The sequence below is a fragment of the Rhizobium sp. YTUHZ044 genome (genome assembly GCF_051123975.1).
Classification (GTDB): domain Bacteria; phylum Pseudomonadota; class Alphaproteobacteria; order Rhizobiales; family Rhizobiaceae; genus Rhizobium.
Genome location: NZ_CP101426.1, coordinates 1 through 17,076 on the forward strand (window position 1 = coordinate 1; position 17,076 = coordinate 17,076).

General features: G+C 61.9%; 18 protein-coding genes. 6 read left to right on the forward strand and 12 right to left on the reverse strand.

The genetic code is table 11. The annotated features are described in order from the left end of the window. Nucleotides 1–21: 21 nt before the first annotated feature. Both dnaA and NL154_RS00010 read left to right on the forward strand, forming a co-directional pair. The gene (dnaA, locus tag NL154_RS00005; RefSeq protein WP_434734126.1) at nucleotides 22–1,572 is read left to right on the forward strand and encodes a chromosomal replication initiator protein DnaA; all 1,551 of its coding nucleotides are present in this window, start codon (nucleotides 22–24) and stop codon (nucleotides 1,570–1,572) included. A gap of 124 nt (nucleotides 1,573–1,696) precedes the next feature. Next, nucleotides 1,697–2,779, forward strand: coding sequence for a saccharopine dehydrogenase family protein (locus NL154_RS00010; RefSeq protein ID WP_210629462.1), 1,083 nt, complete (start codon nucleotides 1,697–1,699; stop codon nucleotides 2,777–2,779). Nucleotides 2,780–2,840: 61 nt separating this feature from the next. Here NL154_RS00010 and hemW read toward each other — a convergent pair whose 3' ends face one another. From hemW to rph, 4 genes are read right to left on the reverse strand one after another with little or no spacing between them, the layout of a single operon-like run. After that, the gene (hemW, locus tag NL154_RS00015) at nucleotides 2,841–4,043 is read right to left on the reverse strand and encodes a radical SAM family heme chaperone HemW (protein ID WP_434733392.1); all 1,203 of its coding nucleotides are present in this window, start codon (nucleotides 4,041–4,043) and stop codon (nucleotides 2,841–2,843) included. Between the two features lie 9 nt (nucleotides 4,044–4,052). Then, nucleotides 4,053–4,697, reverse strand: a complete 645-nt coding sequence (gene rdgB / locus NL154_RS00020) for an RdgB/HAM1 family non-canonical purine NTP pyrophosphatase (protein WP_210629460.1) — start codon at nucleotides 4,695–4,697, stop codon at nucleotides 4,053–4,055. After that, a complete protein-coding gene (locus NL154_RS00025; RefSeq protein ID WP_221145803.1) occupies nucleotides 4,698–5,123 on the reverse strand; it encodes a VOC family protein in 426 nt (141 codons plus the stop codon). After that, complete coding sequence (rph, locus tag NL154_RS00030; RefSeq protein ID WP_064809389.1) at nucleotides 5,120–5,839, reverse strand: ribonuclease PH; 720 nt, start codon at nucleotides 5,837–5,839, stop codon at nucleotides 5,120–5,122. The genes NL154_RS00025 and rph overlap by 4 nt, the downstream gene beginning before the upstream one ends. 126 nt (nucleotides 5,840–5,965) lie before the next feature. Between rph and hrcA the strand changes: the two genes are divergently transcribed. Together hrcA and grpE are read left to right on the forward strand one after the other, a co-directional pair. Further along, nucleotides 5,966–7,054, forward strand: a complete 1,089-nt coding sequence (hrcA, locus tag NL154_RS00035) for a heat-inducible transcriptional repressor HrcA (protein WP_210629458.1) — start codon at nucleotides 5,966–5,968, stop codon at nucleotides 7,052–7,054. A gap of 111 nt (nucleotides 7,055–7,165) precedes the next feature. Continuing rightward, a complete protein-coding gene (gene grpE, locus NL154_RS00040; protein WP_434733393.1) occupies nucleotides 7,166–7,801 on the forward strand; it encodes a nucleotide exchange factor GrpE in 636 nt (211 codons plus the stop codon). 39 nt (nucleotides 7,802–7,840) lie between these two features. Here grpE and NL154_RS00045 read toward each other — a convergent pair whose 3' ends face one another. Beyond that, entirely contained in the window at nucleotides 7,841–8,785 is a 945-nt protein-coding gene (locus NL154_RS00045; protein ID WP_434733394.1) for a nucleoside hydrolase, read from the reverse strand. A gap of 281 nt (nucleotides 8,786–9,066) precedes the next feature. Between NL154_RS00045 and NL154_RS00050 the strand changes: the two genes are divergently transcribed. Both NL154_RS00050 and NL154_RS00055 read left to right on the forward strand, forming a co-directional pair. Beyond that, a complete protein-coding gene (locus tag NL154_RS00050; RefSeq protein WP_210629455.1) occupies nucleotides 9,067–9,492 on the forward strand; it encodes an Hsp20 family protein in 426 nt (141 codons plus the stop codon). A gap of 47 nt (nucleotides 9,493–9,539) precedes the next feature. Next, nucleotides 9,540–9,797, forward strand: coding sequence for a DUF1150 family protein (locus NL154_RS00055; protein WP_088684489.1), 258 nt, complete (start codon nucleotides 9,540–9,542; stop codon nucleotides 9,795–9,797). A 139-nt stretch (nucleotides 9,798–9,936) separates the two neighbouring features. On the opposite strand, the gene trmB is transcribed toward NL154_RS00055, so the two are convergent. The 7 genes from trmB to NL154_RS00090 all read right to left on the reverse strand — a co-directional run bounded on the left by trmB (nucleotide 9,937) and on the right by NL154_RS00090 (nucleotide 17,059). Next, complete coding sequence (gene trmB, locus NL154_RS00060; RefSeq protein ID WP_210629454.1) at nucleotides 9,937–10,638, reverse strand: tRNA (guanine(46)-N(7))-methyltransferase TrmB; 702 nt, start codon at nucleotides 10,636–10,638, stop codon at nucleotides 9,937–9,939. Next, on the reverse strand, nucleotides 10,635–11,888 hold the full coding sequence (metK, locus tag NL154_RS00065; protein WP_434733395.1) for a methionine adenosyltransferase: 1,254 nt from the start codon (nucleotides 11,886–11,888) through the stop codon (nucleotides 10,635–10,637). The genes trmB and metK overlap by 4 nt, the downstream gene beginning before the upstream one ends. Nucleotides 11,889–12,066: 178 nt before the next feature. Then, nucleotides 12,067–12,486: a helix-turn-helix domain-containing protein gene (locus NL154_RS00070; protein ID WP_064707753.1), complete on the reverse strand. Its 420-nt coding sequence runs from the start codon at nucleotides 12,484–12,486 to the stop codon at nucleotides 12,067–12,069. Between the two features lie 147 nt (nucleotides 12,487–12,633). Continuing rightward, complete coding sequence (lnt, locus tag NL154_RS00075) at nucleotides 12,634–14,238, reverse strand: apolipoprotein N-acyltransferase (RefSeq protein WP_434733396.1); 1,605 nt, start codon at nucleotides 14,236–14,238, stop codon at nucleotides 12,634–12,636. A gap of 111 nt (nucleotides 14,239–14,349) precedes the next feature. Continuing rightward, nucleotides 14,350–15,495: a hemolysin family protein gene (locus NL154_RS00080; RefSeq protein ID WP_210629451.1), complete on the reverse strand. Its 1,146-nt coding sequence runs from the start codon at nucleotides 15,493–15,495 to the stop codon at nucleotides 14,350–14,352. Further along, complete coding sequence (gene ybeY, locus NL154_RS00085; protein WP_210629450.1) at nucleotides 15,492–16,007, reverse strand: rRNA maturation RNase YbeY; 516 nt, start codon at nucleotides 16,005–16,007, stop codon at nucleotides 15,492–15,494. Before ybeY ends, NL154_RS00080 begins: the two co-directional genes overlap by 4 nt. Beyond that, the gene (locus NL154_RS00090) at nucleotides 16,007–17,059 is read right to left on the reverse strand and encodes a PhoH family protein (RefSeq protein WP_064707756.1); all 1,053 of its coding nucleotides are present in this window, start codon (nucleotides 17,057–17,059) and stop codon (nucleotides 16,007–16,009) included. The genes ybeY and NL154_RS00090 overlap by 1 nt, the downstream gene beginning before the upstream one ends. Between the last annotated feature and the right edge of the window lie 17 nt (nucleotides 17,060–17,076).

Genomic DNA, 17,076 nt, shown 5'->3' on the forward strand with positions numbered 1-17,076 from the left:
GTGGAATTGAAAGGCGGCATTATGCAGATAAATACGATGACGGCGGGCGGGCTCGACAACGGGGATGCGGCACCGCAGGCGTTCGGCTCCATTCGCCAGGAAGTGGGGGAAGCAAAGGCGGAAATGAAGCAGAGCATTTTGTTTGAGCGTGTCAGCGCGCGCTTGAAGGCCCAGGTCGGTCCTGACGTCTATGCCAGCTGGTTCGCCAGGCTGAAGCTGCATTCGGTATCAAAGAGCGTTGTTCGCCTTTCGGTTCCCACGACCTTCCTGAAGTCGTGGATCAACAATCGTTATCTCGATCTCATTACCGGTCTGTTTCAGGCCGAAGACCCGGAAATCCTGAAGATCGAAATCCTGGTGCGCACGGCAACCCGCAGCGGCATGAAGGCCGTCGACGAGGTGGTCCAGCCCGAGCCGGCTGCTCCCGCGCAGATGCGCCGTCCGCCAAGCGCCCAGCCGGCCGGTCAGGCCGTCCAGCAGGCGGTTTCGGCCGTTGCCGCCGCAAGGCCCGCAAGCCTCGGTACGCCGCTGTTCGGTTCGCCGCTCGACAGCCGTTTCACCTTCGATACCTTCGTGGAAGGCAGCTCGAACCGCGTCGCGCTTGCGGCTGCCAAGACGATCGCGGAAGTTGGCTCCGGCGCCGTACGTTTCAATCCGCTCTTCGTCCATTCGACGGTCGGGCTCGGCAAGACCCATCTGCTGCAGGCGATCGCCAATGCGGCGGTGCAGAACCCGCGAGCCCTGCGCGTCGTCTATCTGACGGCCGAATATTTCATGTGGCGCTTCGCCACGGCGATCCGCGACAACGACGCGCTGACGCTGAAGGATTCATTGCGCAACATCGATCTCCTGATCATCGACGACATGCAGTTCCTGCAGGGCAAGATGATCCAGCATGAATTCTGCCACCTCCTGAATATGCTGCTCGACAGCGCCAAGCAGGTCGTCGTCGCCGCCGACCGCGCGCCATGGGAGCTGGAGTCTCTCGATCCGCGCGTCCGCTCACGCCTGCAGGGCGGCGTTGCCATCGAACTCGACGCGCCGGATTACGAAATGCGCCTCGAAATCCTCAAGCGGCGTCTGGCCGCGGCCCGTCTCGAGGATCCGTCGCTCGAAATTCCGGCAGATCTGCTTCAGCACGTCGCCCGCAACATCACGGCCAGCGGCCGCGAACTCGAAGGCGCCTTCAACCAACTGATCTTCCGCCGCTCCTTCGAACCGAACCTGTCGATCGAGCGCGTCGACGAATTGCTCGCCCATCTCGTCGGTTCGGGCGAACCGCGCCGCGTGCGGATCGAGGATATTCAGCGCATCGTCGCCAGGCACTACAACGTCTCGCGCCAGGAACTGGTCTCCAATCGCCGCACCCGCGTCATCGTCAAGCCGCGCCAGATTGCCATGTATCTGTCGAAGACGCTGACGCCGCGCTCCTTTCCGGAAATCGGCCGCCGCTTCGGCGGGCGCGATCACACGACCGTGCTGCACGCCGTGCGCAAGATCGAGGAGCTGATATCCGGTGACACCAAGCTTTCGCACGAAATCGAGCTGCTGAAGCGGCTGATCAACGAATAACCGGCGGACCTGTCGGGAAATTTGACGGCTGGAAGCGATTCCAGCCGTTTTCCTTTATAGGGTTTTTATTCTATACCTCCCGCATTCGAGAACGAGCGCCGAAAGGGCGCATGGGAGGGAATGAATGAGTTTCGAAAAGATCGCCGTTCTCGGCCTGGGCAAGGTCGGGCGGCTGGCGGCAACGCTTTTGCATGAAGGCGGCTTCGAGGTTATCGGTGTCGATGCGCAGCTGCCCCCGGGCGAGGTGCCCTTCAGATGCCGCGCAGGCGACGTATCCGATCCGCAGCTGATCGGCGAACTGCTCTCGAATGTCGAGGCGGTGCTGTCCTGCCTGCCCTATCATCTGAACATTGAGCTGGCCCGTGCCGCCCATTTTGCCGGCGTCCATTACTTCGATCTGACCGAAGATGTCCCGACCACCAATTTCATCATCGAGCTGTCGAAGACCGCCCGCGGACTGATGGCGCCGCAATGCGGCCTGGCGCCCGGTTTCGTCGGCGTCGTCGGGGCAAGCCTCGCCGATGGCTTCGATCGCTGCCGATCGATCCGCATGCGCGTCGGCGCCCTGCCGCAGCATCCGACGGGTCTCCTCGGCTATGCCTTCAACTGGTCGCCGGAAGGCGTCGTCAACGAATATCTGAACGACTGTGAGGTCATCGAAGGCGGCGTGCGCAAGCTCGTCTCGCCGATGGAGTGGCACGAGACCATCTATGTCGGCGGCGTCAAGCTCGAAGCCTTCACGACATCGGGCGGCCTCGGCACCATGTGCGACACCATGCTCGATAAGGTCGACAATCTCGACTACAAGACCATGCGTTATCCCGGGCACATGGAGCTGATGAACTTCTTCTTCCATGAGCTCTTGATGCGCGACAAGCGCAGGCTCGCCGGCGAAATCCTGACCAATGCCAAGCCGCCTGTTGAAGACGATGTCGTCTATGTCCATGTCGCCGCGGAAGGCACGGAGAACGGCAACCTGCGCCGCAAGGAATTCGTGCGCGCCTATTACCCGATCGAAATTGCCGGCGCCCGCCGCACGGCGATTGCCTGGACGACGTCGGCCTCCGTCGTCGCCGTCATAGAAATGGTCCGCGACGGCCTGCTGCCGGCGACCGGCTTCCTGCACCAGGAACACATTCCGCTCGAGATGTTCCTGAAGACGCCGACCGGCAGCCTGTTCAAGGCGGGCGCGACCAGCCACGGCTGAGACTTGTTTTCCGGCGCGGACGGCGATGTCGCTGCCGCGCCCGGATCAACCTCGTTGGATGTCAGCAGGCGAGATCAGCGACGACGGAATCGAGGATCAGCATGCCCGATGGAGTGCAGCGCAGGCGCGAATTGCCGATCCGCTCGACGAATTTATGTTCGAGCAGGAATTCCTCTCGTTTCGGGTCGAGCTCACGGCCCGAAAGCTGCTGCCAGCGGGCGAGATCGACGCCTTCCCGGAGCCGCAGTCCCATCAGCAGCAACTCGTCCGACTGTTCCTCGAAACCGAGCCGTTCCTGGTCGAGAATGCCGTGGCCGTCGCGCTCGACCATCTCGAGCCAGGCTTCCGGCTTGCGCTCGGTCGCCGTCGCAAGCTTCTCATGCCCACGCGTCAGCCGGCCGTGTGCGCCCGGACCGATGCCGGCATAGTCGCCGTAACGCCAGTAGGTCAGGTTATGGCGGCTTTCGGCGCCCGGCCGGGCATGATTGGAGACCTCGTAGGCGGGCATGCCTTCACGCGCCGTGATCTCCTGCGTCGCCTCGTAGAGCAGGGCCGATTGCTCGCCGTCCGGCACGATCAGCTTGCCCGATTTGTGCAGGCCAAAGAAGGGTGTGCCTTCCTCGATGGTCAGCTGATAGAGCGACAGATGGTCGACTGCATAGGAGATCGCTTCCTTCAGTTCCTTCTCCCATTCCTCGACCGTCTGCTCCGGCCGGGCATAGATGAGGTCGAAGGACATGCGCGGGAAGATCTCGCGCGCCAGCTGGATCGCCTTCAGCGCGTCGGCGACGTCATGCAGCCGGCCGAGGAATTTCAGATCCCGGTCGTTCAACGCCTGCACGCCGAGCGAGACGCGGTTGACGCCGGCAGCCCGGTAGCCGCGAAACCGCTCGGCCTCGACGCTCGACGGATTGGCCTCCATGGTGATTTCGATGCCGGCGGGCACATGCCAGTGCCGTGCGATGCCGTCAAGAATGGCATTGACCGTCTCCGGCTTCATCAGCGACGGTGTGCCGCCGCCGAGAAAGATGCTCGTCACCGTCTTCGGACCGCTCATTGCCCGGACCGCCGCCATCTCCTTCAAAAAGGCTGATGCAAAGCGCTCCTGGTCCACCGGCTGATGGCGTACATGGCTGTTGAAGTCGCAATAGGGACACTTCGCCGCGCAGAAGGGCCAATGCACATAGACGCCGAAGCCGGGCTCGCCGGTATCGGGCAGCAGCGCGGCGTCGCGCGAGAGGCTTGGCGTATCGAAATTGCCCACGAACAGACCTTATGCCTCCAGGCAGGTTTCGACGAAAAGTTTGAAGGCACGGGCCCGGTGCGACAGCGCCTGTGGCTTGCCGACGTTCCAGCCGTGTTTCTCCTCGCCGCTCATTTCGCCGAAGGTAACGTCGTAACCCTCGGGCTGGAAAACCGGATCATAGCCGAAGCCCTGGGTGCCCCGCGGCGGCCAGACGACGTTGCCTTCGACCTCGCCGCGGAAAAGCTCCGTGTGCCCGTCCGGCCAAGCCAGGCAAAGTACGCTGACGAAACGCGCCCCGCGCTGTTCCGGCGTCGTGGCGCCCGCATCCTGCAGCGCCTTTTCCACCTTGGCCATCGCCATGTCGAAGTCGCGCGTGCCGTCTGCCGTCTCCGCCCAGTTGGCGGTGTAGACGCCGGGATCGCCGCCGAGCGCGTCGACCACCAGGCCGGAATCATCCGAAAGCGCCGGCATGCCCGCGGCATTGGCTGAAGCGACCGCCTTGATCGTCGCATTCTCCTCGAAGCTCGTGCCGGTCTCGTCAGGTTCGACGAAATTCAGTTCGGCCGCAGACTTGGCGGTGAAGCCGAGCGGTCCGATCAGTTCCTGGATCTCGCGGATCTTGCCGGCATTGTGGCTGGCGACGACGATGGTTTTGGTTTCGAGCTTGCGCATTCAGATATCCTGTTCGATGCCCCAGATTTTTGCCTCCGCGCATTCCAGGCTGTTGCCGGCAGGGTCGCGGAAATAGATCGAGCGGCCGCCGTTTGGCCAGTGCACCTCGGATTCGATCGCGACGTCAGCCGCCATCAGCTGTTCGGCCATCGCATCGATATTGCGACCGGACACCCGGAAACAGGCATGGCCTTGCCCGGTCATGCCGTGCGGCGGCACCTGCAGTGCGTCGGGTGCCGGTGGCTTTATCGTTTCCTCGGGGTTGAAGATCAGGAGAACGCCAGGCCCACAGCGGAAGAAGACATGCCGATTGCCGGCGCGGGTGATCTTTTCAAGCCCGAGAACGTCTTCGTAGAACGTCTCGGCCTGATCGAGATCGCGCGCATAGAGCGCCGTTTCCAACATGCCTTCCAGCATGGGGTTCATCCCGCAATCGCCTCTTTCTGCAGGGCGACGAGTTCGCCGATGCCGTTCTTGGCAAGCCGCATCAGCGAACTGAATTCCTCTTCGCTGAACGGCGTGCCTTCGGCCGTGCCCTGGATTTCGACGATGCCGCCGGCGCCGGTCATGACGAAATTTGCGTCGGTCTCGGCCGAGGAATCCTCGAGATAATCGAGGTCGATGACCGGTTGGCTGGCGAAAACGCCGCAGGAGATGGCGGCGACGTGGTCCTTCAGGACCCGGTCGACCTTGATCATGTTGCGGCTTTCCATCCATTTCAGGCAGTCGTAGAGCGCGATCCAGCCGCCGGTGATCGAGGCCGTCCGTGTGCCGCCGTCGGCCTGGATGACGTCGCAATCGAGCGTGATCTGCTTTTCGCCGAGCGCCTGCAGATCGACGACGGCGCGCAGCGACCGGCCGATCAGCCGTTGGATTTCCTGCGTGCGGCCGCCCTGCTTGCCGGCGGCGGCCTCGCGCTTCATGCGCTCGCCGGTTGCCCGCGGCAGCATGCCGTATTCGGCCGTGACCCAGCCCTTGCCGGTGTTGCGCAGCCATGGCGGCGTCTTTTCCTCGAGGCTCGCGGTGCAAAGCACGTGCGTATCGCCGAATTTCACCAGGCACGAGCCTTCCGCATGCTTGGAAAAATTGCGCTCGAACGAGACCTTGCGCATCTGGTCGGTTTTTCTGCCTGAAGGCCGCATTCTCATCTCCTGGAGTTGTTGACCGCTTCTACGATTGGCGGCGCCCATTTGCAAATTCCCTTTTGCCACGGGTGCGAGTTTGACTATATTTTCGGGAGCATCATCAGCGTGGGTTTGAAAAGGTTCATGGGCATCAGGTCGACGTCGGTTTCGGATGCCGTTGCTGCACTGGACGAACGCTCCAGGGAAATTTTCCGCCGCATCGTCGAAGGGTATCTTGAAAGCGGCGAGCCGCTCGGCTCGCGCAATCTGTCGCGCCTGCTGCCGATGTCGCTGTCGCCGGCCTCGGTGCGCAACGTCATGAGCGATCTCGAAGAGCTCGGTCTCATCTATTCCCCGCATGTCAGCGCCGGCCGGCTGCCGACCCAGATCGGGCTGCGCTTCTTCGTCGATGCCTTCATGCAGATCGGCGATCTCTCCGCCGAGGAGCGTGCCAGCATCGATCGCCAGGTGCGGGCCGAAAGCGGCGGCAATCCGGTAGAATCGATGATGAACGAGGCGAGTCGCATGCTTTCCGGCATCTCGCGCGGGGCCGGCCTCGTCATCACCTCGAAAAGCGATCCGGTGTTGAAACATGTCGAGTTCATCCGGCTTGAGCCGACAAAGGCGCTCGCCGTACTCGTCGGCGATCACGATCAGGTGGAAAACCGCATCATCGAACTGCCGGCAGGCATCACCTCGTCGCAATTGACGGAGGCGGCGAATTTCCTCAACGCCCACATGTCCGGCCAGACGCTGCCGGAGCTGCGCAAACAATTAAGCCGTCTGAAGGATGATGTCCGTCACGAACTCGATGCGCTCTCGCGCGATCTTGTCGAGCGCGGCATCGCCGTCTGGGCCGGCAGCCCGGACGAGGGAAAGCCCGCCCAGCTGATCATCCGTGGCCGCGCCAATCTGCTCGAAGGCCTCGCCGGCGCCGAAGATCTCGACCGGCTGCGCATGCTGTTCGATGATCTCGAAAAGAAGGATAGCCTGATCGAGCTTCTTAACCTGGCCGAAAGTGGTTCGGGCGTTCGGATCTTCATCGGTTCGGAAAACAAGCTCTTCTCGCTGTCCGGCTCGTCGCTCATCGTCGCGCCCTATCGCGACGAGGACGACCGGATTGTCGGCGCCGTCGGTGTCATCGGCCCGACGCGGCTCAATTATTCCCGTATCGTGCCGATGGTGGATTATACCGCCCAGCTCGTCTCCCGCCTGTCGCGCAATCCGCTTTGATGTCATCACTGGCGAAGCCGCGGAATTTTCGCTTCTTCGTCACGCAGACTTGATTTTTTCCGGTCAAACCTCGATATCGGGCGCATCTGAAAATACCAACCGGAGACCGTCATGACCGATGAAACGACGAAAAACGGACCTGACGCAACTGCGGCCAACGCCGCAGCCGACGCTGCCGTCAACGTCGAAACAGCCACTGCCGGGCAGGAGGAGGCAAACCAGCCGGATCCGATCGACCTCCTGAAGGCCGAGAATGCCGAGCTGCGTGACCGCTATCTGCGCCTTGCCGCCGAGATGGATAATCTGCGCCGCCGCACCGAGCGCGAGGTCAAGGATGCAAAATCCTATTCCGTCGCCGGTTTCGCCCGGGACATGCTCGCCGTCTCGGACAATTTGCGCCGGGCACTGGACGCCATCTCTCCGGAGACCAAGGCCACGGCCGATGCCGGCCTCACCACGCTGATCGAAGGTGTGGAGATGACCGAGCGCGCGATGCTCGCGGCGCTGGAGCGCCACGGCGTTCGCAAGCTGGAGCCGGTTGGCCAGAAATTCGATCCGAATTTCCATCAGGCGATGTTCGAAGTGCCGAACTCCGAAGTGCCGAACAATACCGTCGTCCAGGTCGTGCAGGCCGGCTTCACCATCGGCGAACGCGTCCTGCGCCCGGCCATGGTCGGCGTCGCCAAGGGTGGCCCGAAGCCGGTCGAGGCCGAGATCAATTCCGTCTTCGACGAGAAGGACGCCTGAGCTCGGTTTCCCTCTCCGGCTCGGAGAAGGAGATAAAAATCAGATGCGGGCGAAGCGTTCGATCAGCAGATCGAAGAAGCCGTCCGCATCGACATGGCGCATGACCTTGGCATTGCGCTTGCGGTCGGTCACATGCCACCAGTCGACGACGGTCATCCCGACGGTGAGTTCGGACTGGACCTCGATTTCGACATTGCAGTCCCGGCCCTGGAAAAGCTCTGGTTTCAGCAGATAGGCGACAACCGTCGGGTCGTGCAGCGGCCCGCCGTCGGAACCGTATTTCTCGATATCGAAGCGTTCGAAGAATTCCAGCATTTCGACCATGGCCTTTGCCGGCGCCGTGCCGATCTCGGCCATGCGCTTGACCCGGTCCTTGCGGGTCAGCAGCTGGTGCGTCACGTCGAGCGGCATCATCACGATCGGGACGCCGGAGCGGAAAACGATGTCGGCGGCTTCGGGGTCGACATAAATGTTGAATTCGGCGGCCGGTGTAATGTTGCCGCCCTCGAAAAAGCCACCGCCCATCATCACCAGCTCGCGAACGCGGGCAACGATGTCGGGCGCCCTCTGGAAGGCCATGCCGATATTGGTGAGCGGCCCGAGCGTGCAGAGCGTCACTGTGCCCTCCGGCTCGCGGCGCAGCGTCTCGATGATGAAATCGACGGAGTGGCCGGGCTGCAGCGCCATCGTCGGTTCGGGCAGATCAGGGCCGTCGAGCCCGGTCTTGCCATGCACATGCTCTGCCGTCACCAGCTTGCGGGCGATCGGCCTATCGGCTCCGGCGAAAATCTTTACATCCGTGCGGCTGCAGAGCTCGCAGACGATGCGCGCGTTGCGGCTGGTGAATGACAGCGGCACGTTGCCAGCGACCGTCGTGATCCCCAGCACCTCGAGCTCATCGCGGCTGCCGAAAGCCAGCATGATGGCGGCCGCGTCATCCTGGCCGGGATCCGTGTCGATGATGATCTTTCTCGCGCTTGCCATTCCACTCGTCCCGTTTCCGCCATGCCGGTTGTCCCGGCAGACACCATCTCTTCATTTCCCGTCACAAATCGGCACATTACGCGCGGGCATGTTTTGATGCGAGGCAGCAGGTCCTTTGTCAAGCAAGGAGGCGGCCGCGGCCATTCGAAAATTGACAGATGTTTAAATTGGGGAGGGTCGTGCGCGCCTTGCAGCGCCGTAATCATGCCCCCATATTAGCGGCATCCGGATGCTGCGCTTGAGGTCCGGGATGGTCGCTTGCATCAAGGACTTGAAAAGAGATGAGCCGCATTACGCCTTTCGCCAGCCCTTTGCTTCTGGGCTTCGACGCCATGGAAAAGACGCTGGAGCGCATTTCCAAGGCGAGCGACGGATACCCGCCTTACAATATCGAACGCATCGCCGCCGACAGCGGCGCCCCCGAACGTCTGCGCATCACCCTTGCGGTTGCCGGTTTCAGCGAGGAGGAGCTTGATGTCTCCACCGAGGAGAACCAGCTTGTGATCCGCGGCCGCCAGCTGGAGCAGGGCGAGCGGGACTATCTCTATCGCGGCATCGCCGCCCGCCAGTTTCAGCGCACCTTCGTGCTGGCCGACGGCATGCAGGTGCTTGGCGCCGGCCTCAAGAACGGTCTGCTCTCCGTCGATCTAATTCGTCCCGAACCCGCCCGCATGGTCAAGAAAATTAACATTTCGGTTTCACAGTAGCACAACGGTTTGTCGAACCGTTGGTCCCTTCTCCCGGAGGAACAGGAATGTTGATGAAAGAAGCCACGTCTCGCTTGACCAAATCCGAGCTTGCCCACATCGGCAACGGCGAGGTCGCCTATATCAGAAAGATGCGCACTGAAGAGGTCGCCAAGTGCTTCCCAGAGGCGCCGGATATCGATCCGAACGTCGATCTCTGGGCACTCTTCGGCGCCGACGGCACGCCCATCCTTCTGACGGACAACCGCTCCAGCACCTTCTTCAAGGCGGCCGAAGACGAATTGAAGACGGTCAGTCTGCACTGACCGTCAAACGCCATCAGTGCCTCTGAAAAACCAAATGCCATCATGCATTTGAAAGCCATACTGCTTCGGAACTAATCGTCGTTGGTGCCGCACGGCACTACATGGCCTTCAATTGCTTCCAGCGCAGTGTTCGCTGAAGTCAGATCTTCCTGAATGTCAGATAGGCCGAGGAACGGCCCTCGCGGCGCGCTTTCGTCTCGTAGCGCGTGCTCGGCCAGCCCTCATAGGGGGTCAGCCAATCCGCCGCGTTTTCCGCCATCCAGTCGAAGCCGCCATGGTCGCGGCATTTGATCAGCGTCCAGTTCACATAGGTGTCGATGTCGGAGGCGAAGCAGAAAAGGCCGCCGGGCTTCAGCACGCGATGAAAGCGGTCGAGATTGGTCTTCGAGACGAAGCGGCGCTTCCAGTGCTTCCGCTTCGGCCATGGGTCGGGATAGAGCAGATCAATCTTGTCGAGCGTGCCATCCGGCAGCCAGTCGAGCAGTTGCGTTGCATCGTCATTATAGACGCGGATATTGGAGGCACCGGTTTCGCCGATGCGCGACAAAAGCTTCTGCATCGAATTGACGAAGGGTTCGACGCCGATGAAACCGGTCGAAGGTCTTTCGAGCGCCCGATGAATCAGATGTTCGCCGCCGCCGAAACCGATTTCCAGCCGCAATGTCGTGACCGGGATCGGGAAGAGGGATGTCAGCGGCTCCGGGGGAGCCGCCGAGAGATCGATGAGGAATGCCGGGAGCAGGCTGTTCAGCGTTTCCGCCTGCTGTTCGCGCAGGGCCTTTCCCTTGCGGCGACCGAAAAAGGCTTCGGTCGCCCGTCCCCGGCGCTCCATATCCGTCATGCAGCAGCCTTGGTCTTGACGGCTTCCTTGAGCGCCTTGACGAGGTCGGTGCGCTCCCAGGAGAACGAGCCGTCACGGCCGGCCTTGCGGCCGAAATGGCCGTAGGCCGAGGTCTTGGCGTAGATTGGCTTGTTGAGGTCGAGGTGACGGCGGATGCCCGATGGCGAGAGGTCCATATTCTGACGGATCGCCGCTTCGACCTGGTCTTCCGACACACCCTTGCCGGTGCCGTGCAGGTCGACATAGATCGACAGCGGCTGCGCGACGCCGATGGCGTAGGAGAGTTGGATCGTGCAGCGGTCGGCAAGGCCGGCGGCGACGACGTTCTTGGCGAGGTAGCGGGCGGCATAGGCAGCCGAACGGTCGACCTTGGTCGTGTCCTTGCCGGAGAATGCGCCGCCGCCATGCGGAGCCGCACCGCCATAGGTGTCAACGATGATCTTGCGGCCGGTGAGGCCTGCATCGCCGTCCGGTCCGCCGATGACGAACTTGCCGGTCGGGTTGATGTACCACTTGCAATCCTCGGCGATCTTCAGTTCGCCGAGTGCTTCGCGGATATAGGGTTCGACGACCGCGCGAACCTTCTTGGAATCCCAGCTCTCGTCGAGATGCTGGGTCGAAAGCACGATCGAGGTCACTTCCGACGGCTTGCCGTCGACGTAACGCACGGTCACCTGGCTCTTGGCGTCGGGGCCGAGCTTGGCGACTTCGCCGTCACCCTTCTTGCGGGCGGCTGCAAGCAGCCGCAGAATCCTGTGGGAATAATAGATCGGGGCCGGCATCAGGTCCGGCGTTTCCTTGCAGGCGTAACCGAACATGATGCCCTGGTCGCCGGCGCCCTCGTCGCCCTGCTGGTCGGCGGCGCTGTCGACGCCCTGGGCGATGTCGGCCGACTGAGAGTGCAGCAGCACGTCGATCTTTGCCTTCTTCCAGTGGAAGCCGTCCTGCTCGTAGCCGATATCCTTGATGGCGCGGCGGGCGGCGGCCTTGAACTTCGAGGGATTGATGACGTCCTTGCCGTCCTTGTCCTTCTTCATCAGGCTCGGTGGCAGGCGGACCTCGCCGGCAATAACGACGCGATTGGTTGTTGCCAGCGTTTCGCAGGCAATGCGCACGCCCCACGGATTGACGCCGGTCTTGGCCGCTTCGCGGTAGACCAGGTCGACGATCTCGTCGGAGATGCGGTCACACACTTTGTCCGGATGACCTTCGGCAACAGATTCGCTGGTAAAGAGATAATTCGCGCGCATTCCGGGATTCCCCTCAAAGAATAAAAGCCAGCTAGTAGGTACTCAGTTCGAGCGCCGATGACAAGCGCACAAGGACATAAATATATCTTTATATCCGCGGCGAAGTGACAAATTTTGCCCCAAAAACATAAAAAAAGCGGCCTTTCGACCGCCTTTCCATTTTGCAATGAGAGCTGGATCAGTCAGCGTCAGCTTCGGCAGCGAGCGCCTTGACCAGTTCCACGACCTTCCGGCGAACCTTGGGATCGGAAATCTTGACGAAGGCGCGGTTGAGCTGCAGGCCCTCCGAGGAGGAGAGGAAGTCTACGACGTAATTCGAGCTGGAGGCTTCGGCCATGCCGCCAACGGCGCCGGCATGTTCGCCGGGCGCATCTTCGAAGAAGAAGGAGACCGGAACATTGAGGATGCTCGAGATGTTCTGCAGACGGCTTGCGCCGACACGGTTGGTGCCCTTTTCATATTTCTGGATCTGCTGGAAGGTGATGCCGAGGCTTTCGCCAAGCTTTTCCTGGCTCATGCCCAACATCGTTCGGCGAAGGCGAATGCGGCTGCCAACATGGATGTCGATCGGATTCGGCTTCTTCTTATTTTCAATCATGGTCGTGCCCTAGCTACGAATTTCTGTTTCCAACCGGCATGCCCCTGATCCATCCCAAAACGCCACGTTGTAAGCGGCGGGAACCCGCCGACAAACATACGTTAAGAACGCCGATTGACACCACTATGCAATTTTAGGGGTTTTTGGTCAATTCAACCTCAAAATAAAACTTCCGCGTGAAATTAGCGCAATCAACATCAACAGTGCTTCGGTCAACCAGAAGTATGTCTCACGGGGGTATGTGGTTCCGAACCCATTGCCGAGCCCATCAACAGTTGCATCAATGAAGCCAGTCTCACCAAGATCGAGGCCCGCGATGATTTCCCCATGCGCGTTCACGATTGCCGAAATGCCGTTGTTGGCGTCGCGAATCAGCGGCAGGCCTGTCTCGATTGCTCGAACACGCGCCTGCTGGAAATGCTGGTAGGGCCCGGGCGTGATGCCGAACCAGGCATCGTTGGTGAGGTTGAGGAGCGCGTTGGCATCCACGATGTCGCCGGTCATTTCGCCCGGAAAGATGATCTCGTAGCAGATCAGCGGGTAGAGATTGAGACCGCCGGGCAACGCCAGCAGGTGCCGGCTTGCGGCGGCCGAAAAGCCGCCCGGTATCTCGACGACGTTCTGGATGCCGAGTTCGGTGAGGATGTCCTCGAAGGGCAGATATTCGCCGAAAGGCACGAGATGCACCTTGTCGGAGGCGGCGATGATCTGGCCGCGGCCGTCGATCACATAGATGGAATTGTAGTAGCGCACCGGTGTGCCAGGCCCCATCTCCTCGGCGCGCACCGCGCCGGCGATCAGAACCTGGTCGTCGTCGAGCGTATCGGCGATCCGCGTCAGCGCATCCTGGTTGTCGGTGAGGATGAAGGGGATCGAGGTTTCCGGCCAGACGATAATGTTGGGTTTGCGGCCGCCATTCCTGGGCGCTTCGGCGGAAAGCTTCAGATGGGTCTCGAAGATCGCATTGCGGTCGGCGTCGTTGTCCATCTTCGCCGCCTGGTCGATGGCCGGCTGCACCAGCCGCACCACCGGACGCTTGTCCTCGGGCAAGGGCTGCGGCCGCGGCGCCAGATGGACGGCATAGGCGCCGTAACCGAGGTGGGCGGCAAACAGCAGGGCGGCGAGCGCAATTCCCGACTTCGCGCCCTGTCGCGTTCCGATCAGCGCCGGGGCGGAAAAGACGAAGACGGCAAGTGCAGTCACCCCCATCGCACCGATCACATGCGCCGACTGCATCATCAGCGGAACGGGCATCAGGCCGTAGCCGATGGCATTCCAGGGAAAGCCGGTGAGGATCATGCTTCGAAGCCATTCCATCAGGCCGAAGCCGGCCGCCAGCGCGGCGATCCGTCCCATGCCGTCGGACCAGACGATCCGGGCAAGTGCAGTCGCCAGCCCGTAGAAGACCGCAAGGCCGGCCGGCAGTCCGAGGACTGCCAGGGGCAGTGCCCAGGCAAATTCCGCCGAATCGACCAGCAAGGCATGGCCGATCCACCAAAGGCCGGCGACGAAATAGCCGAAGCCGAACAGCCAGCCGACGGCAAAGGCCGGCCATAGCCTGCCGATCAGGCCGCTTTCAGGAGAAGCCGCCGCCCCGTCGAGCAGCCAGACGAGCAGCGTGAAGGAGAGAAACATCGCCGCGAAAAAACCGAAAGGCGGCAGCGCCAGAGCGGCGAATGCTCCAGCGGCGACGGCCAGCAACGACCGTTTTAACCCCCAGACGAGGATAACCCTGTCCGCAAGCCGCTCCATGCGCACTCCCATCAAACCGCGAATCAACCCATTCGCAGTCTTTCAAAAAAGCGGCTCTTTGTCCTGTTTCCGCGTCGGCCCGAAAGGCGATTCCGACTTTCGTACCGATGCCTAGTTGGTGGTCGATTCGGCCGGCCGGTCGTCGCCGGTCTCGGATCCCGGCGTGATGTCGCCAGCCTCCTTGGCGCGGCGGCGGATCGCGTGGCGCTTGCGGGTGATGCGCAGCCGCTTGATGCGGCGCGGATCGGCGTCGAGAATATGGAATTCGAAGTTCGGCAGAGCCTGGACCACTTCGCCGCGAACGGGGATGCGGCCGAGCGCGGAGAAGATCAGCCCGCCCAGCGTGTCGACTTCGTCGACCTGTTCGCTGATGTCGAAATCCGGTCCGATCGCTTCGGCGATCTCTTCCAGTTCGACACGGGCGTCGGCGACGAAAACGTCTTCGGCAACGCGCTTAAACATCACCTCTTCGTCGTCATGTTCGTCGTCGATGTCGCCGACCACCATTTCGACGATGTCCTCATGGGAGGCGAGCCCGTCGGTGCCGCCATACTCGTCGATGACGAGCGCCATTTGCGTACGGTTCACCTGCATCCGGCGCAGCAGGTCGGAGGCCAGCATCGACGGCGGCACGAACAGGATCTTGCGGATGATGCCGGCCTCGGCCAGCGTCTTCTGCAGGTCGACCCGGGCAAGATCGAAATTCGGCTTGGTCGAGCGCGGCGGCTTCTGGATGTTCTCCGGCGCGACGTCGATCGCCGGCGCTGCAGCTGCCGGCTTTGCCGGGCCGCGGCGCTTGTTGCGCGCCTGCTTGGCGACATAGGAGAGCAGGTCGCGGATATGCACCATGCCGCGCGGGTCGTCGAGCGTATCGGCATAAACAGGCATGCGCGAGCGGCCGGATTCCTCGAAAAGGATCATCAGTTCGCCGATGGTGATATTTTGGTCCACCGCCTCGATATCGGCGCGCGGCACCATCACGTCGGCGACGCGCACCTCGCGAAAGCGCAGGATATTGTGCAGCATCGCCCGTTCGTCGGGCGAAAAAGCGTCGTCGCCGGCCGCATCGGTCATCAGCGCGTCGGCAAGATCCTCGCGCAGTCGCGAGCCCTGCTGCGGGCGGAGAATGCGGGCGGCGCGCGACCAGAAGGATTGGGATCGGCCGGATGGCCGACTACTACTGCCTACCTCATCCGAAGAAGATGATGATTCGGAGTCCTTGGCGTCTGTCGCCGGCTTCGTCGTAAAGTCGCTCATGGTTCCATTTTAAGGTCTTGACCCTCGTAGGGATCAGATAGGCCGAGCTGCGCCAAAATGCGAGTCTCCAGCCCCTCCATAATTTCGGCTTCGGCATTATTCATATGGTCGTAGCCGAGAAGATGCAAGAAACCGTGCACCAGAAGATGGGTCAGGTGGTCGTCGAAGCTCTTGTCGAGTTCCTGGGCTTCCCGCTCCACCGTCTCCCGGGCGATGATGATGTCGCCGAGCATCGGCCCGGGCATCTTGCCGCGCTCAACCGGAAAGGCCGGGAAGGAGAGGACATTGGTCGGCTTGTCCTTGCCGCGCCATTCGGCATTGATGTCCTGGATCGAGGCATCGTCGGTAAAGACCAGCGAAACTTCCGGCGGCATCTTCGGAAAGGGCTGCTTCTCATTGTCGCTGAGATAGACCGCGGCGGCCCCGAGCACGCGCTCGCAAAAAACCAGCAGCGTTTCCTCGCCGGGCCAGCCGATGTCCTCGATGCTGATCTGGATATCGAGTTCGGCCATCAGTCCTGCCGACCGACGTCTTCGGCTTCGACAAGATAGGTGGCGTCATAGGCTCTGACGATGCGGCCGACCAGCGGATGGCGCACGACGTCGGTGTCCTTGAAGCGCACGATCGAGATGCCCTCGACGCCGTTCAGCAGCTCCAGGGCCTCGACGAGGCCGGATTTGACGCCCCGCGGCAGGTCGATCTGGCTCGGGTCGCCGGTGACGATCATGCGGGCATTTTCGCCGAGACGCGTCAGGAACATCTTCATCTGCATCGATGTCGTATTCTGCGCTTCGTCGAGGATGATGGCGGCGTTGGCGAGCGTGCGGCCGCGCATGAAGGCGAGCGGGGCGATTTCAATGACGCCGGCGGTGATCGCCCGATCGACCTTGTCGGCCGGGATCATGTCGTAGAGCGCATCATAGAGCGGGCGAAGATAGGGATCGACCTTTTCCTTCATGTCGCCTGGCAGGAAGCCGAGGCGCTCCCCGGCCTCGACGGCCGGGCGCGACAGGATGATCTTTTCGACCGCGCCGCGCTCGAGCATCTGGGCGGCATGGGCAACGGCGAGATATGTCTTGCCGGTGCCGGCCGGGCCGACGCCGAAGACGAGTTCGGCGCGCTCCAGCGCCCTGATATAGGCGTCCTGCGTCGGCGTGCGGGCGATGATCGTCTTCTTGCGCGTCGAAATCTGCGCCATTGTCAGCTTGGCCTTGCGCTCCATGGTGGGAAGGCTGAGCTGATCGTCGGCGGCGACCGCCATGCGGATTGCGCCCTCGACGTCGGATCGTTCCACGCTGCCGCCTTTCTGAAGCTTTTCATAGAGATAATCGAGCGTGCGCCGTGCCTGATTGGTGGTCACGACATCGCCCGATATGACGACGGAATTGCCGCGCGCCCGCGCATCGATGTTCAGCCGCTCCTCGAGCAGCTTGAGGTTCTGGTCGAACTGGCCGAAGAGTTCGCTGGCGAACCGATTGTTCTCGAACGTCAGGACGAAGTGATTGGTGTCGCTCGGCGTGCGGGGGTGGCGCGGTGAAGAAGAAACCAATTCTTGTCCGTTCAAGCGGTCGGGCTCCTTGG

Coding starts and splice junctions, on each gene's coding strand:
- NL154_RS00050 (WP_210629455.1), top strand. CDS start 9,067: ATGAGCCGCATTACGCCTTTCGCCAGCCCTTTGCTTCTGGGCTTCGAC.
- lnt (WP_434733396.1), bottom strand. CDS start 14,238: ATGGAGCGGCTTGCGGACAGGGTTATCCTCGTCTGGGGGTTAAAACGG.
- NL154_RS00055 (WP_088684489.1), top strand. CDS start 9,540: ATGTTGATGAAAGAAGCCACGTCTCGCTTGACCAAATCCGAGCTTGCC.
- rph (WP_064809389.1), bottom strand. CDS start 5,839: ATGCGGCCTTCAGGCAGAAAAACCGACCAGATGCGCAAGGTCTCGTTC.
- ybeY (WP_210629450.1), bottom strand. CDS start 16,007: ATGGCCGAACTCGATATCCAGATCAGCATCGAGGACATCGGCTGGCCC.
- NL154_RS00025 (WP_221145803.1), bottom strand. CDS start 5,123: ATGAACCCCATGCTGGAAGGCATGTTGGAAACGGCGCTCTATGCGCGC.
- NL154_RS00010 (WP_210629462.1), top strand. CDS start 1,697: ATGAGTTTCGAAAAGATCGCCGTTCTCGGCCTGGGCAAGGTCGGGCGG.
- NL154_RS00045 (WP_434733394.1), bottom strand. CDS start 8,785: ATGGCAAGCGCGAGAAAGATCATCATCGACACGGATCCCGGCCAGGAT.
- metK (WP_434733395.1), bottom strand. CDS start 11,888: ATGCGCGCGAATTATCTCTTTACCAGCGAATCTGTTGCCGAAGGTCAT.
- rdgB (WP_210629460.1), bottom strand. CDS start 4,697: ATGCGCAAGCTCGAAACCAAAACCATCGTCGTCGCCAGCCACAATGCC.
- trmB (WP_210629454.1), bottom strand. CDS start 10,638: ATGACGGATATGGAGCGCCGGGGACGGGCGACCGAAGCCTTTTTCGGT.
- grpE (WP_434733393.1), top strand. CDS start 7,166: ATGACCGATGAAACGACGAAAAACGGACCTGACGCAACTGCGGCCAAC.
- dnaA (WP_434734126.1), top strand. CDS start 22: ATGCAGATAAATACGATGACGGCGGGCGGGCTCGACAACGGGGATGCG.
- NL154_RS00080 (WP_210629451.1), bottom strand. CDS start 15,495: ATGAGCGACTTTACGACGAAGCCGGCGACAGACGCCAAGGACTCCGAA.
- NL154_RS00070 (WP_064707753.1), bottom strand. CDS start 12,486: ATGATTGAAAATAAGAAGAAGCCGAATCCGATCGACATCCATGTTGGC.
- hrcA (WP_210629458.1), top strand. CDS start 5,966: ATGGGCATCAGGTCGACGTCGGTTTCGGATGCCGTTGCTGCACTGGAC.